The sequence below is a fragment of the Cupriavidus sp. SIMBA_020 genome (assembly GCF_046535395.1).
GTDB lineage: Bacteria > Pseudomonadota > Gammaproteobacteria > Burkholderiales > Burkholderiaceae > Cupriavidus > Cupriavidus campinensis.
Genome location: NZ_JAWRWU010000013.1, coordinates 42,832 through 56,333, shown reverse-complemented (window position 1 = coordinate 56,333; position 13,502 = coordinate 42,832). Strand labels below are relative to the sequence as shown.

The window sequence follows — 13,502 nt, the reverse complement described above, 5'->3', positions numbered from 1 at the left end:
GGGCATTACATCAGAGAAGAGGACCTCACGTAGGCGCATGGAACTGATCTTAACTTATAGGTTAAGTTGCTGCAATCCAAATTTCAACCATGTGCCGCGCGAGCTGCATTCCGACCGCTGTTGTGTGAAAACACAATTGCGGGGGTATCGACGCGAACATGGCGAGAACAGCACTGTAGTGTGTACACCTAGAGAGCAGGAACCGCCCAAACGTGGGGCAGCCGGCGTGACTCCGCGTTTGACTACAAAAGTCGCCTCGCCAACTCTTCGGCACGAGGGTGGTAGTACCGCATTAGCATGCGAGGGTCCCGATGCCCGGTGATCTTCGTTAGCTCATGCATCGGGAAGATCGACGCCAGGCGCGAGGTTGCTTCGTGTCGCAAATCATGAAACCGAAAGTCCGTTAGGAACTTCGCATCAGGGCGCTGGCCGACAGCATCACATTGGCGCTCATATTCCTTGCGAGCGCGCCTAACAGCACGCTCAAAGGCCCTAGTCACGGCGTCGCAACGGATGTCGAAAACTCGTGTAGCGTGAACGTTCTGCCCACGAAGCGCCTTGAGGACAACTATTGCCCGCGACGAAAGCGGCACATACCGTGCGCTCCCGTTTTTCGTCGCTGGCAGATGGGCAATCCGCCTTTGTAGGTCAATGTGCTCCCACCTGAGGCCAATGATCTCGCTGCGCCGCATGGCCGTTTCAACGGCGAGTTTGACGATAGAGGGAAGCTGCGCTGACTCGCTAGCTGCCAGGATGCGCTCCAATTCTCCATGCCCCAGCACGCGCTCCGGACCGTCGTTTGACGAGTCGTCGGAAAGTGGGTACGGACTTACGACGGCAATGCGCCGTGTACGAGCGTTGTTTGGCTGAGGCTTGCGAACATATTCCACCGGATTGGATAAGCTCTCCATCCCCCATTCCTTGCGTGCAATGTTAAAGAGATGTGAGAGAACGGCCAGCCGGCGCAGTACGGTGGCCGGCTTGTAGTGCCTCAGCCATTCGTCGCGAACGCCCGCAACATCAGCGGAACGGATAGATGCCAGAGTGCGCTTCGCAAGTTGTAGGTCTCGCCAGGTGCGCACAACCGAACGCTCGGGCTCCGCTCCCTTCTTTGCCGGCAGGATTTCAATCTCGTAGCGATCCAGAGCTTCACGGAGAGTGGTCGCTTCGGCTTCGGCACGGCTCGTCCACACACCGCGCGTCATTTCAGATTCGATAACGGACGCCCATGCCTCAGCTTCAGCTTTCGTGGTGAATGTCTTGCTTTGAGCGGGGTATCCCTTGCGGCGGATCTGCGCTTCCCACTGGTAAGGACCACGCTTGCGAATTGTTGCCATGCCTCAGGTGCCTTTAAGTTCACTGTGGCAAGATTGTGGCAAATAAGCCAACATGACGCTAGACTCATTGATCTATATAGGAAGACTTTTAGGTTCGCAATGCAGAGGTCGGGAGTTCGATCCTCCTTCGGTCCACCAGGATTTGTCTTGTAAAACAACGCACTACGTCGAGAGATGTAGTGCGTTGTTTTGCTTTGGGGGCGGCGTTTTTAATGCCGCCTTGCCCCCATGCTGTCACCTTTCTATAATTGCAGGCATTGAATGCAGTTTTTAAGGGGTGCCTATGCCGATGCTGACCGTGAGAAATGTGCCCGATGAGGTGCATCGCGCCCTGCGCATGCGGGCTGCCGAGCATGGCCGCAGCACCGAGGCTGAGGTCCGCGAGATTCTGGAACGCGCGGTGAAATCCGAGCAGCGTGTGCGGATGGGTGACGCCCTGGCCGCGCTGGGCCAGCGCGCGGGCCTGACAAACGACGATTTCGCGGTGTTCGACACACAGCGTGACAAAGCGCCGGCGGAGCCGATGAAGTTCGAATGATCGTCCTCGATACCAACGTCGTCTCCGAGGCGATGAAGCCGGAGCCCAATCCGGCCGTGCGCGCTTGGCTGAACGCGCAGGTTGCGGAAACGCTGTACCTGTCCAGTGTCACGCTCGCCGAACTGCTGTTCGGGATCGGCGCCTTGCCGGAAGGCCGGCGCAAGCACGGTTTGTCCGAAACCCTCGACGGCTTGCTCGCGCTGTTCGGCGATCGCGTGTTGATGTTCGATACCGGTGCTGCCCGGCACTATGCCGAACTGGCCGTGAAGGCGCGGCTGGCGGGGAAGGGATTCCCCACGCCCGATGGCTATATCGGTGCGATTGCCGCCTCCCGGGGCTACATTGTCGCAACACGCGATACCGCCCCCTTCGAGGCCGCCGGGCTGACCGTCATCAATCCCTGGAACCACTCTTCAATCCCGTGAACACCTTCGGCAAGGACTCACCCGATCGCACCGACCCCGTCGCCCGCGCCCAGGCCGGCCGGCGCAGTACCTTTGTCAGCGTGGCCGTCAATGTCGTGCTGACCATCGCGCAGGGCGCGATCGGCGTGGTGGCGGGCTCCCAGGCGCTGGTGGCGGATGCCATCCACTCCCTTTCCGATCTGGTTTCGGATTTCCTGGTCCTGTTCGCCGGGCATCACGGCAGCAAGGACCCGGATGACGACCATCCGTACGGCCATCAGCGCTTCGAGACGGCGGCGTCGCTGGCGTTGGGGGTGATCCTGCTGGCGGTGGGCGCTGGCATGCTGTGGTCGGCCATCGGCAAGATCCAGCATCCCGAAGCGCTGCAGCCGGTGAAGGCGGTCGCGCTATGGGTGGCGATTGGCACGCTGATCTTCAAGGAACTGCTGTTCCGCTACATGCTCCGCGTGGCGGAGCGCGTGCGCTCGAGCATGCTGGTGGCCAATGCCTGGCATGCGCGGTCCGATGCGGCGTCGTCGCTGGTGGTGGCGCTCGGCATCGGCGGGAACCTGCTGGGCTATCACATCCTGGACCCCGTGGCGGCCATCATCGTCGGGCTGATGGTGGCGCGCATGGGGCTGCAGTTCGGCTGGACGGCCCTGAGCGACCTGATGGACCGCGCCGCCGATGACGACGTGGTGGCCGCCCTGCGCGCCGCCATGCTCGACACCCCGGGGGTGCTCGGCCTGCACGACCTCAAGACGCGCAAGATGGGCGATATGGTGCTGGTCGACGTGCACCTGGAGATCCGCGCCGACCTGACCGTGGAACGCGGCCACGCCATCGCCGCCGAGGCGCGCCGCCGCGCCATGCTGCGCGACGATGTCCTCAACGTGATGACCCACGTGGACCCGGTGCCGGCCCCGGCTCCCGATTCAGCGCAGGTCGCTGCGGCGGTAGAGGCTCAGGCCGACCGCTAGAAAGGCGAGCATGCCGGCGCAGCTGCGGTTGATCCACTGCACGGCGCGCGCTGACAGCGTGCGCATGGCGTGGCGCCCGCCGTACGCGTAGATCGACATCATCAGGATGTCCATCAGCGCGGCAACGACTGCCAGGATCGTGTATTGCAGCGCCACCGGCTGGTCCGCGTGGACGAACTGCGGCACGAAGGCCGAGGTAAACAGCAGCGTCTTGGGGTTGGAGAGCGCCACGAACAGCGCCCGGAAGAACGCCGCCCGGCCGCTGGCCGAGGCCGCGCCGGAGGTGGCCACCAGTGCCTGCGTCGGCGCGCGCCACATCCCCCACGCCAGGTAGAGCAGGTAGGCAGCGCCGATCCACTTGATGACGGTGAACCACTGCTCGGACGCCAGCAGCAGCGCGCCCAGCCCGCAGCCCACCGCGCCGATCAGGAGCAGGTCGGCCAGCGCCGCGCCGGCAATGCCGCAGGCGGCCACCCGCATGCCCCGCGTGGCGCCGTTGCTCAGCGCGAGCAGCATGGTCGGGCCGGGCGTGACCATCACGGCGGCAACCGCAATCAGGTAGAGAAAGAGGGTGGTGGCATCCATCGTCGGGGCTCCTTCGGCAGCGAACCGCCAGTGTGCCCCGATCCTCGCCCCCATGCACGGACCCTGTGGACATCTTCGCCCCGCCTTGGGGACAACCACATGGATTGCCTGTGGCCTGCCTGGGGGCCGCGTGTGGGCGGTATACGGATATCTCCGGGGCGTGGCGGGGGATGAAACCGGGCGCGGGGCGGTTGTCCACGTATACGCGGTGCGCCGCCCCTAGGCTTGTCTTTTTCTCAAGCCCCTGAGGGGAAAGGGAAAAACCGGGTTATCAACGGCCAGGGGCGACGTTTACCTACTACTACTATTTATGTATACGTAAACAATATCTGTATACGTATACGCACCGTTGCCGAAACAGAAAGGCGCTGTGGATGGATTGGCCTCCAGCTAGCCTTCAGGCGAGCATCAGCGTGGCACCTTGAAAGCCTTGCGGGCCTTCAGCACCTCGGCGCGGGTGGCGCAGCCCTCGTGATGATCGTTGACCAGGCCCATGGCTTGCATCAGCGCATACATCGTGGTCGGGCCAACGAACTTCCAGCCGCGCTTCTTCAGGTCCTTCGAGAGCGCCACGGACTCCGGCGACGTCGTCAGCTCGCGCAGCACCTCCGGCGTGACCTTGCGGGGCCGCGACTTCGGGTCCGGCTCGAATTTCCAGAAATAGGCAGCCAGCGAGGGTTCGGTCTTCAGCAGATCCTGCGCGCAGCGGGCGTTGTGGATGGCGGCCTCGATCTTGCCCCGATGGCGGATGATGCCGGCATCGCCCAGCAGCCGCTCCACGTCGCGCGCCGTAAACCGGGCAACTTTGTCGATCTCGAAATTGGCGAACGCCTTGCGAAAATTCTCACGTTTGCGCAGGATCGTGAGCCAGCTCAGCCCGGACTGGAAGCCTTCCAGGCACAGTTTCTCGAACAGGCGCCGGTCGTCATCGACTGGAAAGCCCCATTCGTGGTCGTGGTAGTGGCAGTAATCCTCGATCGTCCCGCACCAGCTGCAGCGTACCCGGGGCTGCGAGGCGGTCTCTGGCGATGTCATGCGTGGAAGCTCCTGATGGGATGGACGGCGCGCGCTGGCGCTTTGGCTGCGATCATGCCCGCACCAGCGGATTTGCGGAAGGCTGGATGCGGACATGCAATTGGAACCCCGCCGCCGCGCAGGCTCCCCCCCACCACCGAGTGATGCAGGTTTCACCCGGGGCAGCCGTTAGGCAAGGTCTGGTCTATTTTTCGGATTGGTCTCCATGATGTCTCACCGCTTTGCCTCCCGTTGCGTCGTGTTCGGCATGGTTGCCGTGCTCCTGGCCGGTTGCGCCGGCGCGTCCCGGCGCGCCAAGGTCGCGCCGCCGCCCGCCCCGCCCGAGCCGTTCGCGGAACTGGTGGTCACCTACCTGCCCACCAAGTACATCGTGGTGAGCACCATCGGTGGCCAGAATGTCCAGCACATGACCAATCTTGGCAGCGCCTTCGGGGCCATCGGCACGCTGGCCGCCCTGGGCGCGGCGCTGGCCGTTGACAAGGCTGCCGGCTCCGGCGCGCTGGTCGAGCGCACGCAACAGCTCGCCAGCCGGATCGAGGCCGTCCGGGAGCAGGACCCCGCTGTGCCGGACGTCAACAAGGCCCTGGCCGAGGCGGTTGCGAAGCAGATTGCCGAGGTGCAGCCGGCCCTGCGCGTGGTCGTGGAGCCCGACGCGATCTTCGCCGCCCGCAAGCCCACCGCCGGCGTTGGCGTGCTGACCGTGGAGACCATGACGGCCTACGTGTCCGCCAGCATGACCGATTCCTATCGTCCCGCCTTCCAGGGCACCTACACGTTCCGCGTGGGCGAGCAGAACCGGCTGATCCGGAAGCAGGAATATGCGCTGCGCTCGGGCACCGGCTCCAGCGACGACGAATACCTGCTGTTCGACAGCCTGCTGGCCGATGCGGCCAAGGTGCCCGGCGTGATGCAGCGCCTGTCGATGGGCGACGTCAAGTCGGTGTCCAGCATGATCGCCGGCATGTACGGCCTGGCCCAGTCCACCGTGCCGAGCGTGGCCACGGCGGCCCCGGTGGCCCCCGCGAACGCTGTAGCGCCTGCCACCGCCGCCCGCTAAGCCCCGCGCATCCAAAGAAAAAGCCAACCCGAGGGTTGGCTTTTTTGACTTCCGGCGACCCCGCCGCGTACTCAGGCGAGCCGCTTGCCCGTGCGGTCGTGCATGAACACCAGCGCGACGATGCTGATCAGCGCGGCGGCAATCACGTAGTAGGCCGGCGCGAGCTTGTTTTGCGTCGATGTGATCAGCCACGTCACGATCAGCGGGGCGAAGCCGCCGAAGATCGTCACGGCGAAGTTATACGCCAGCGAGAGGCCGGTGGAGCGTACCTCGGTCGGGAACTGCTCGGCCAGCACGGCCGGGGCCGGGCCGGTGAACGCGGCCAGCAGGATGCCCAGCACGATCTGTACCTGCAGCAGCGTGGACGTGGTCGGCGAGACATTGAGCCAGTGGAACAGCGGGTAGGCGAGTGCGCCGATGGCCACCGCCACCACCGTCAGCATGCGCTTGCGGCCGACGCGGTCCGACAGCATGCCCATCAGCGGGCACAGCACCAGGATGATGGCGCCGCAGATGGCGGTGGACTGGAACGTCGCGCCCAGCGGCAGGCCCAGCTGCTGCTTGGCGTACGACGGCATGTAGAACACCAGCACGTAGGTGCAGACCGTCCAGAGGATGGTCACGCCCAGGCCGGCCAGCACTTCGCGCGGATGGTCGCGCAGCACCTGCGAGAGCGGCGAAAACTTCACATTGTTCGCGCGTCGCTCGGCCTGGCGCGCCTCGAACTCGGGCGGCTCTTCCAGATGCGAGCGGATGTACATGCCGACGGGGCCGATCAGCAGCCCGAACAGGAACGGGATGCGCCAGCCCCAGGCATCGATCTGCTCGGGGCTCAGGCCGTTGGTCACCAGCGCGCCCATCGCCGCGCCGAGCATGAAGGAGATGCCCTGGCTGGCCTGCTGCCAGCTGGCATAGGCGCCGCGCTCCTCGTCCGGTGCATGTTCGATCAGGAACGCGGTGGCGCCGCCAACTTCGCCGCCGGCCGAGAAGCCCTGGATCAGCCGTGCCACCACGATCAGCGCCGGGGCCCACAGGCCGATGCTGTCGTAGGTGGGGGCCAGGCCGATGATGGCCGTGCCGAGCGCCATCAGCAGGATGGTCAGCGTCAGCGCCGCCTTGCGGCCGACGCGGTCGGCGTAGACGCCGAGCACGATGGCGCCCACGGGCCGCATGAAGAAGCCCACGCCGAAGGTGGCCACGGTCAGCAGGAACGAGGTCAGGTCGTCGCCGGTGGGGAAGAACAGCTTGGCGATGATGACCGCGAAGAAGCTGTAGACGGTGAAATCGAACCATTCCAGGCCATTGCCGATGGTCGCGGCGAGGATCGCGCGTCGTCGGGTGGCTTTGGAGAGGTCATTGGCGGTGGCAATTGTGACGGACATTACACTCTTATATGACGGTGAAAAACAGCCGCCATATTAAGCGAATCCTTACATTTGCCGGGTTTGCGTACGCGGTTGGGAGGTGTCGGGCACCGTCGGGAGGGCGTCTTGCTGCGCCGGAGGGGCCGGGCGCTTGCGCGTGAACCACAGCCAGAGCGCGCTGGCGATCCAGCCCGTGACGAAGACGGTATCGCCAGCATGGTTGAACAGCGCGGGGGCCAGCGGCGTGCCGAAGACGGCGGCCAGTGTGTCCGCCGGCAGCCGCGCCACGATCCACAGCAGCACGGCGGGCCCGCTGCCATAGACGCCCGGCTGCCACCACAGCGCGTGGGGCAGGGCGTGAAGCGGAGCGTGGGGCTTGAACACGATGTTCGCCGGCGAGCCGGTCCGAGGCAGCTTGGGGAGGCGATCCGGGGATCGCGTGCTTTTCGCCATCATAGGCCCAATCGCCATGTGCCTGCCGTCAGGCAGCGGCCTACGCTGTCGGCCTGTGTGCGCTATCCAACGCGGCGGCGCGGCCAGCGTGACGCACACCGTTCCATGTTCAGAAAATTTGCATGAGGTATCCGCAATCCGCGTGTACCGGGGGACGCCAATGTTGCCAAACTTCATGCAGTTGGACAAAAGGATTGAAGGCCATGAGCACGCTTCCCGCCATTTACGTGTCACACGGATCGCCGATGCTGGCGATCGATCCCGGCCCCTCCGGCGCCGCATTCGATGCGCTGGGCGAACGCCTGCGCGCGCGCCAGCCCAAGGCGGTGCTGGTGATCTCGGCACACTGGATCTACAGCACGCTGGTCGTCGGCACGCGCACGCGCCAGGAGGCGTGGCACGACTTCGGCGGCTTCCCGCGCGAGTTGTACGCGCTCCGCTACGACGCGCCCGGCGCCCCGGACGTGGCCGCCCGGGTCAAGGCGCTGGTCGAAGCCGCAGGCGTGGAGGGCGTCTGCTACGTGGCCGAGGACGCCGACCGACCGCTCGACCACGGTGCCTGGATGCCGATGCGTCACTTTTTCCCGGACGCCGATATGCCCGTGCTGCAGCTTGCGCTGAACCCGTACCTGAGCCCTGCCACGCAGATCGAGATCGGCCGCGCGCTGGCGCCTTTGCGCGATGAAGGCGTGATCGTGATCGGCTCGGGCAGCTTCACGCATAACCTGCAGGAAGTATTCGGCGGTGGGCGCAAGGCCCAGCACGGTCCTGAGACCGAGCCCTATGTCGACGCCTTCCGCGATTGGATGAAAGACGCGCTGGACGAGGCGCTGGCCACCGGCGACACCAGCCGGATTGCCGGCTATCGGGACAACGCCCCGTTCGCCCGCCGCGCGCACCCGACCGACGAACACCTGCTGCCGTTCTTCGTGGCGCTGGGCGCGGCGCTCGGTCCGGCATCCAAGTCCGATGGACAGGCCCAGGTCGATCGCATCGCGGATGAAGTCACCTACGGCGTGCTCGCCATGGACACCTTCGTGTTCGAGGGCGGCGCGGGCAGCGCCCCTGCGCGGCAGGCCGCCTGATCTTCCTTCGGGCTAGCGCGGCGTGAGATACCGCCGCGCGGCGCGCGCCCCGAACAGCGCGATCACCCCCATCGTCACCGCCACCACGGCCAGCCCGAAGCGCAGGTTGGCCAGGTGCGCCACCCCGCCGATCAGTACCGGCCCCAGCAGCAATCCCACATAAGCGAAGCGCGCCACGCGCGCGATGCCCTCTGCGGCGGTCACGCCGGGCAGGCGCGACGCCGCCACGAAGAAGATCGGCACCATATTGGCCGCACCCAGCCCCATCAGGCTGAAGCCGATCAACGTCGGCACCGGCCACGGCGCTGCGATGGCCAGCGCGATGCCGGCAAAGCCGAGCCAGGCGCTGCCGGTGAGCGTGCGCGCATCGCCCAGGCGCGCGCGCAGCAGGTCGCCGCCAAAGCGCCCGCAGGCCATGCCGCCCGAGAACGTGGCGTAGCCAAAGCTGATCCAGCCGAGCGGCGCATCGGCCACATCGCGCATATAGACCGCCGTCCAGTCGTACATCGCCCCTTCGCCGACCAGCCCGAGGAACGCCATCAGCCCGAGCAGCCAGAGCGCGCGGGAGGCGTGCGCGCGGTGGTGATGATCGGTCGTCGGCATGGCCGGATGATCGGCCAGCAGCCCGCCCGCGACGCCCACGGCGGTCAGCGCCGTCATGGCCGCGATCATCGCCGCATGGGCCAGTGGCGGCACGCCCAGCGTCAGCATCAGTCCGCCAAACGCCGCGCCGGCCATGCCGCCGAGGCTGAACATGCCGTGCAGGGCCGACATCACGGGCCGGGGGCGGCTGGCTTCCACCGTGGCGGCCTGCGCGTTCATGGCCACGTCGAACGCGGCGTTGGTCATGCCGAAGAGGAGCAGCATCGGCAGCAGCAGCGTGAAGGCGGGCATGGCGAGGATGCCAAGCGTGCAGAGCGCGAACGCCACGCCGCCCAGCATCGAGGCCCGCCCGCTGCCCAGCCGCGCCACCCAGCGGCCGACCGGGCCCATCGCCAGGATGGCGCCCCCGGCCACGGCGAGCATGGCGAACGAGAGCATGGCGTCGGATAGCCCGAAGCGCGCCTTGATGGTCGGGATGTGGACGCCCCAGGTGGCGAAGGTGGCGCCGTTGACGAAGAACAGCGCCATGGTGCCGCGCGTGGCGCGGGAGACATCCGTCATGCCGCGGCCCCCGGGCGCAGCAGCCCGCGCCGGTGCAGGGCGAAGCCGAACGCCAGCAGCGCGGCCACGGCCAGCGCCACCATGACCCACAGCATCAGCCAGTAGCCGCCGGCGGCGCGCCACAGCAGCGCGCCGAACCACGGCGCGGCGGCCTGCATGATCAGCACCGGCGTCATCATCAGCCCGTTCAGCGTGGCGTAGTGGTGGCGGGAGATCAGCTCGGGCATGGCCATCGCGCGCAGCATGGTGTTGACGCCGTTGGCGCAGCCATAGAGCACAGCGGCCAGCATCAGCCAGTAGCCGTGGCCGAGCGCGAAGCAGGCCAGCCCGGCGCCCATCAGGAAGTAGACCGGCATCGACAGCCGCACCGGATGGTGGATCGGCAGGCGCGCCATGACCAGCCGGCCGGCCACCTGCGCGGGGCCGATCAGTGCCGCCACGATGAGCTGCTGGCCCACCGGCATGCCCTTCTCGGTCAGCATCGGGATCAGGTGCGCGCCGAGCAGCGAGGCCACCACCGCCGTCGCCGTGAAGGCCAGCACCACGGCCCAGAACACGGGTTGGCGCAGTGTCAGCCGCGCGATGCTGGGTCCGCCGGCACCGGCCAGCGGCCCGCCGGCCTGCGCGGACGCATAGGTGGCATGCGCCGTGTAGCGCAGCCGCGCATGCAGCGGCGCGCAGACGAACAGGTTCAGCGCGGCAAAGATCACCAGCGTGCCGCGCCAGCCCAGGTGCAGCACCAGCCACTGACCGAGCGGGATAAAGATCGTGCTGGCAAAGCCGGCGAGCAGCGTCACGTGGACGATCGGCTTCTGGTAGCCATCGCCATACGCCTGGCGCAGCACCACGAAGGCGGGCTCATAGAGCGTGGACGCCATGGCCAGCCCGAGCGGTATCCACATCAGCAGGAACATCGTGGGCGAGGGCGACCAGGCCCACAGCAACAGGCCGATGGCCGCCAGCACGGAGCCGCCGCCCATCACCTTGCGCGCCGGCACGCGGTCCAGCAGCCGGCCCACGGCGAACGAGCACATCGCCCAGACCAGCAGCCCGAGCGAGAACCCGCCGGCCAGGAACGGCTTGCCGAGGCCCAGCGACTGGTGCATCGGGTCGATGAAGACCGTGAACGTGAAATAGAGCGTGCCCCAGCTGATGATCTCGGTCAGGCCGAGCGTCCAGACGATATGGCGGGGCGGGGGCGCAGCGGTGGGTACGGCGGGGGCGTCGATGGTGGTCATGGCGCGCCTGGCGCAGGGCGGGCGCGCGCCGGTGGCGATGCGATGGATGAAGCGGGAATTGTATCGGCGCGGCGCGCGAATGCCTACGTCAGCGCACTTGCTCAGCTACCGCCATCGCCGGGCAGGTTGGGCGGGCCTTTCAGTTCGACGGTGTTGCCGTCCGGGTCTTTCACATAGATCGACGGGCCGGTGCCCTCGGCGCCGTAGCGCTGCTCGACCGGCCCGCTATCGATATGATGAATGCGCAGGTGGGTAAAGATCGCCTCGGCATCGAACGGATCGATACGTAGGCAGAAGTGGTCGAGGTTGTGCCCCTCAGCGCCCGGTCCCGCGCCGCCGGCCCGGCCCAGCGGGCCGTCCAGCGAGACGAGATCGATCAGGCCGTTGCCGGCGCGCAGTTGCGTCAGGCCGATGGCGGCCTGCTCGCGCTCCACGGTGCAGCCGAGCACATCGACATAGAACCGCACGAGGCGCGGCACGTTGGCGGTGCGCAGGACGAGGTGGTCGATGCCGGCGATGCGGAGCATGGGCGCGTCAGCCAGGTTCAGGCGTGCAGGCCGTCGTACTCGATGACCTTGAGGCTGGCCAGATCGACGTTATCCACACAGCGCACGTTCACGGCGGCGGTGGGATTGCCTTTCTGGTCGGTCGCTTCGGCGTAGGGGCCGCAGCCGCAGACCGGGCAGAAGCGATGCGCGATCTTCATCGTGTTGAAGCGATAGGTGGAGGCGTGCTCGTCCGGCGTCTTGAGCCGGAACTGCGCCTTGGGCACGAACCAGAGCAGATGCCCGCGCCGGCGGCAGATGGTGCAGTTGCACTGCAGCACCTGCGTGATCTCGCCGTCCGCCTCGAAGGCGACGCGGCCGCAGTGGCAGCTTCCCTGGTACGTGGTCATGGGGTCTCCTTTTTTGTGGATTTCCGCCCGCCTACTGGTCCGGAATCAGCCGCTTGCCCAGGCTGACGGCCGCATCCCGGCCATAGCCAAGCTTCGCGTAGAACGCCATCACGGCGTCGTTGCCTTCGCGCACCTGCAGATTGATCTTGGGGCAGCCGCGCTCGATCAGCAGCGCCTCGGCGCGCGCCATCAGCATACGCCCATAGCCGCGCCCCTGGCAGGCAGGCGCGACGGCGAGGTAGTAGACCCAGCCGCGATGCCCGTCGAAGCCGATCATCGCCGAGGCCACCAAGCGGCCATCCGCCTCGCCGACGAGGAACAGCTCGGGCTGCTCGGTCAGCTTGCGCGCGATGTCGCGGTGGGGATCGTTCCAGGGGCGGGTCAGGCCACAGGCTTGCCACAGGGCAACCACGGCGGATTCGTCGGCGGGGCGGAAGGGGCGGATCTGCATGCGCGTAAGACCGGTGTGGGGGAAGACAGGGTGAACCCCAGTGTACCGAAAGCGACAGTCATCGCGCCGACACACTTCGGGTTTAAATTTTCATTCGAACATCTAACATGATCGAATGAGCCTAACTCCGCGACAACGTGAAATCCTCGACTGGCTGCGCGATGCCAGCGAACTCAGCACCGACCAGCTTGCCGATCGCTTCCAGGTCAGCACGCAGACGATCCGGCGTGACATCAACGACCTGAGCGAGCAGGGCCTGGTGCGGCGGCTGCATGGCGGGCTGAGCCTGCCGGCGGGCCAGCGCAACCTCAGTTTTTTGCAGCGCAGCACGGCGCAGATCGAACGCAAGCGGCGCATTGCCCATGCGGCCATCGCGCTGGTGCCGGACAACGCCACGCTGTTCCTCGGCTACGGCACCACGGTGGCCGAGTTCGCCCGCGCGTTGCCCGCCGACCGGCCGCTGCGCGTGGTCACCAACAACCTGGACGCCGTGCACGCGCTGGCCGAGAAGCCCGCCATCGAGACCTGGGTGGCCGGCGGCCGGCTGCGTCCCGGTGACCGCGACGTGATGGGCAGCGCCACGCTCGAATTCATCCGCCGCTTTCGCGCGCACCTGTCGATCTGCGGCGCGGGCGCGGTGGATGCCGAGGGCAGCCTGTTCGAGTTCCACCCGGACGAGGCGGAGTTCACCCAGGTGCTGTTCGCCAACAGCCACGTGCGCGCGGTGCTGGCCGACAGCAGCAAGTTCCTGCGCGACGCGCCGTGCCGCGTGGCCACGCTCGCCCAGATCGACCATTTCTTCACCGACGAGGAAGCCCGCACCGTCGCCGGCGCGGACCTGCCCGCGCTGTGCGAGCGCGCGGGCGTGACGCTTCATATCTGCTGACGGATTCGCCGACCCCTACGCCGACCCCTA

The 13,502-nt window shown here is 66.6% G+C and carries 16 protein-coding genes; 6 read left to right on the top strand and 10 right to left on the bottom strand.

What is annotated here, in order from left to right; all coding sequences use genetic code 11:
* Positions 1-242 precede the first annotated feature (242 nt).
* The gene (locus SB751_RS21925; protein ID WP_410748542.1) at positions 243-1,337 is read right to left on the bottom strand and encodes a site-specific integrase; all 1,095 of its coding nucleotides are present in this window, start codon (positions 1,335-1,337) and stop codon (positions 243-245) included.
* A gap of 283 nt (positions 1,338-1,620) precedes the next feature.
* Between SB751_RS21925 and SB751_RS21920 the strand changes: the two genes are divergently transcribed.
* The 3 genes from SB751_RS21920 to SB751_RS21910 are packed head-to-tail and all read left to right on the top strand — an operon-like array spanning position 1,621 to position 3,259.
* Entirely contained in the window at positions 1,621-1,875 is a 255-nt protein-coding gene (locus SB751_RS21920; RefSeq protein ID WP_144202032.1) for a FitA-like ribbon-helix-helix domain-containing protein, read from the top strand.
* On the top strand, positions 1,872-2,300 hold the full coding sequence (locus SB751_RS21915) for a type II toxin-antitoxin system VapC family toxin (RefSeq protein ID WP_144202030.1): 429 nt from the start codon (positions 1,872-1,874) through the stop codon (positions 2,298-2,300). The genes SB751_RS21920 and SB751_RS21915 overlap by 4 nt, the downstream gene beginning before the upstream one ends.
* Entirely contained in the window at positions 2,297-3,259 is a 963-nt protein-coding gene (locus SB751_RS21910) for a cation diffusion facilitator family transporter (protein WP_144202028.1), read from the top strand. Before SB751_RS21915 ends, SB751_RS21910 begins: the two co-directional genes overlap by 4 nt.
* On the opposite strand, the gene SB751_RS21905 is transcribed toward SB751_RS21910, so the two are convergent.
* On the bottom strand, positions 3,215-3,844 hold the full coding sequence (locus SB751_RS21905; RefSeq protein WP_144202025.1) for a LysE family translocator: 630 nt from the start codon (positions 3,842-3,844) through the stop codon (positions 3,215-3,217). The two genes, SB751_RS21910 and SB751_RS21905, sit on opposite strands and share 45 nt — an antisense overlap.
* Before the next feature lie 408 nt (positions 3,845-4,252).
* Entirely contained in the window at positions 4,253-4,879 is a 627-nt protein-coding gene (locus SB751_RS21900; RefSeq protein ID WP_144202022.1) for a DNA-3-methyladenine glycosylase I, read from the bottom strand.
* Positions 4,880-5,084: 205 nt separating this feature from the next.
* Between SB751_RS21900 and SB751_RS21895 the strand changes: the two genes are divergently transcribed.
* A complete protein-coding gene (locus tag SB751_RS21895; protein WP_144202020.1) occupies positions 5,085-5,936 on the top strand; it encodes a hypothetical protein in 852 nt (283 codons plus the stop codon).
* Between the two features lie 71 nt (positions 5,937-6,007).
* On the opposite strand, the gene SB751_RS21890 is transcribed toward SB751_RS21895, so the two are convergent.
* Together SB751_RS21890 and SB751_RS21885 are read right to left on the bottom strand one after the other, a co-directional pair.
* A complete protein-coding gene (locus SB751_RS21890; RefSeq protein WP_144202018.1) occupies positions 6,008-7,318 on the bottom strand; it encodes an MFS transporter in 1,311 nt (436 codons plus the stop codon).
* Between the two features lie 48 nt (positions 7,319-7,366).
* Positions 7,367-7,642 carry a hypothetical protein gene (locus tag SB751_RS21885; RefSeq protein ID WP_377732352.1) on the bottom strand — a complete coding sequence of 92 codons (276 nt, stop codon included), beginning with the start codon at positions 7,640-7,642 and terminating at the stop codon, positions 7,367-7,369.
* A 314-nt stretch (positions 7,643-7,956) separates the two neighbouring features.
* Between SB751_RS21885 and SB751_RS21880 the strand changes: the two genes are divergently transcribed.
* Positions 7,957-8,838: a dioxygenase gene (locus SB751_RS21880; protein WP_250024872.1), complete on the top strand. Its 882-nt coding sequence runs from the start codon at positions 7,957-7,959 to the stop codon at positions 8,836-8,838.
* Positions 8,839-8,850: 12 nt separating this feature from the next.
* Here SB751_RS21880 and SB751_RS21875 read toward each other — a convergent pair whose 3' ends face one another.
* The 5 genes from SB751_RS21875 to SB751_RS21855 all read right to left on the bottom strand — a co-directional run bounded on the left by SB751_RS21875 (position 8,851) and on the right by SB751_RS21855 (position 12,586).
* Positions 8,851-10,002, bottom strand: coding sequence for an MFS transporter (locus SB751_RS21875; RefSeq protein WP_186296965.1), 1,152 nt, complete (start codon positions 10,000-10,002; stop codon positions 8,851-8,853).
* A complete protein-coding gene (locus SB751_RS21870) occupies positions 9,999-11,240 on the bottom strand; it encodes an MFS transporter (protein ID WP_144202014.1) in 1,242 nt (413 codons plus the stop codon). The genes SB751_RS21875 and SB751_RS21870 overlap by 4 nt, the downstream gene beginning before the upstream one ends.
* Positions 11,241-11,341: 101 nt before the next feature.
* Complete coding sequence (locus SB751_RS21865; RefSeq protein WP_144202012.1) at positions 11,342-11,767, bottom strand: VOC family protein; 426 nt, start codon at positions 11,765-11,767, stop codon at positions 11,342-11,344.
* A gap of 17 nt (positions 11,768-11,784) precedes the next feature.
* Positions 11,785-12,135: a GFA family protein gene (locus SB751_RS21860; RefSeq protein ID WP_144202010.1), complete on the bottom strand. Its 351-nt coding sequence runs from the start codon at positions 12,133-12,135 to the stop codon at positions 11,785-11,787.
* A gap of 31 nt (positions 12,136-12,166) precedes the next feature.
* The gene (locus tag SB751_RS21855; protein ID WP_144202008.1) at positions 12,167-12,586 is read right to left on the bottom strand and encodes a GNAT family acetyltransferase; all 420 of its coding nucleotides are present in this window, start codon (positions 12,584-12,586) and stop codon (positions 12,167-12,169) included.
* A 115-nt stretch (positions 12,587-12,701) separates the two neighbouring features.
* Between SB751_RS21855 and SB751_RS21850 the strand changes: the two genes are divergently transcribed.
* Positions 12,702-13,472, top strand: a complete 771-nt coding sequence (locus SB751_RS21850) for a DeoR/GlpR family DNA-binding transcription regulator (protein ID WP_144202006.1) — start codon at positions 12,702-12,704, stop codon at positions 13,470-13,472.
* Positions 13,473-13,502 lie beyond the last annotated feature (30 nt).

Excerpts from the sequence above, each read along its gene's own strand:
- SB751_RS21915 (WP_144202030.1), top strand. The coding sequence starts at position 1,872 with ATGATCGTCCTCGATACCAACGTCGTCTCCGAGGCGATGAAGCCGGAG.
- SB751_RS21920 (WP_144202032.1), top strand. The coding sequence starts at position 1,621 with ATGCCGATGCTGACCGTGAGAAATGTGCCCGATGAGGTGCATCGCGCC.
- SB751_RS21860 (WP_144202010.1), bottom strand. The coding sequence starts at position 12,135 with ATGACCACGTACCAGGGAAGCTGCCACTGCGGCCGCGTCGCCTTCGAG.
- SB751_RS21875 (WP_186296965.1), bottom strand. The coding sequence starts at position 10,002 with ATGACGGATGTCTCCCGCGCCACGCGCGGCACCATGGCGCTGTTCTTC.
- SB751_RS21855 (WP_144202008.1), bottom strand. The coding sequence starts at position 12,586 with ATGCAGATCCGCCCCTTCCGCCCCGCCGACGAATCCGCCGTGGTTGCC.
- SB751_RS21890 (WP_144202018.1), bottom strand. The coding sequence starts at position 7,318 with ATGTCCGTCACAATTGCCACCGCCAATGACCTCTCCAAAGCCACCCGA.
- SB751_RS21905 (WP_144202025.1), bottom strand. The coding sequence starts at position 3,844 with ATGGATGCCACCACCCTCTTTCTCTACCTGATTGCGGTTGCCGCCGTG.
- SB751_RS21870 (WP_144202014.1), bottom strand. The coding sequence starts at position 11,240 with ATGACCACCATCGACGCCCCCGCCGTACCCACCGCTGCGCCCCCGCCC.
- SB751_RS21900 (WP_144202022.1), bottom strand. The coding sequence starts at position 4,879 with ATGACATCGCCAGAGACCGCCTCGCAGCCCCGGGTACGCTGCAGCTGG.
- SB751_RS21895 (WP_144202020.1), top strand. The coding sequence starts at position 5,085 with ATGATGTCTCACCGCTTTGCCTCCCGTTGCGTCGTGTTCGGCATGGTT.
- SB751_RS21880 (WP_250024872.1), top strand. The coding sequence starts at position 7,957 with ATGAGCACGCTTCCCGCCATTTACGTGTCACACGGATCGCCGATGCTG.
- SB751_RS21850 (WP_144202006.1), top strand. The coding sequence starts at position 12,702 with ATGAGCCTAACTCCGCGACAACGTGAAATCCTCGACTGGCTGCGCGAT.
- SB751_RS21925 (WP_410748542.1), bottom strand. The coding sequence starts at position 1,337 with ATGGCAACAATTCGCAAGCGTGGTCCTTACCAGTGGGAAGCGCAGATC.
- SB751_RS21865 (WP_144202012.1), bottom strand. The coding sequence starts at position 11,767 with ATGCTCCGCATCGCCGGCATCGACCACCTCGTCCTGCGCACCGCCAAC.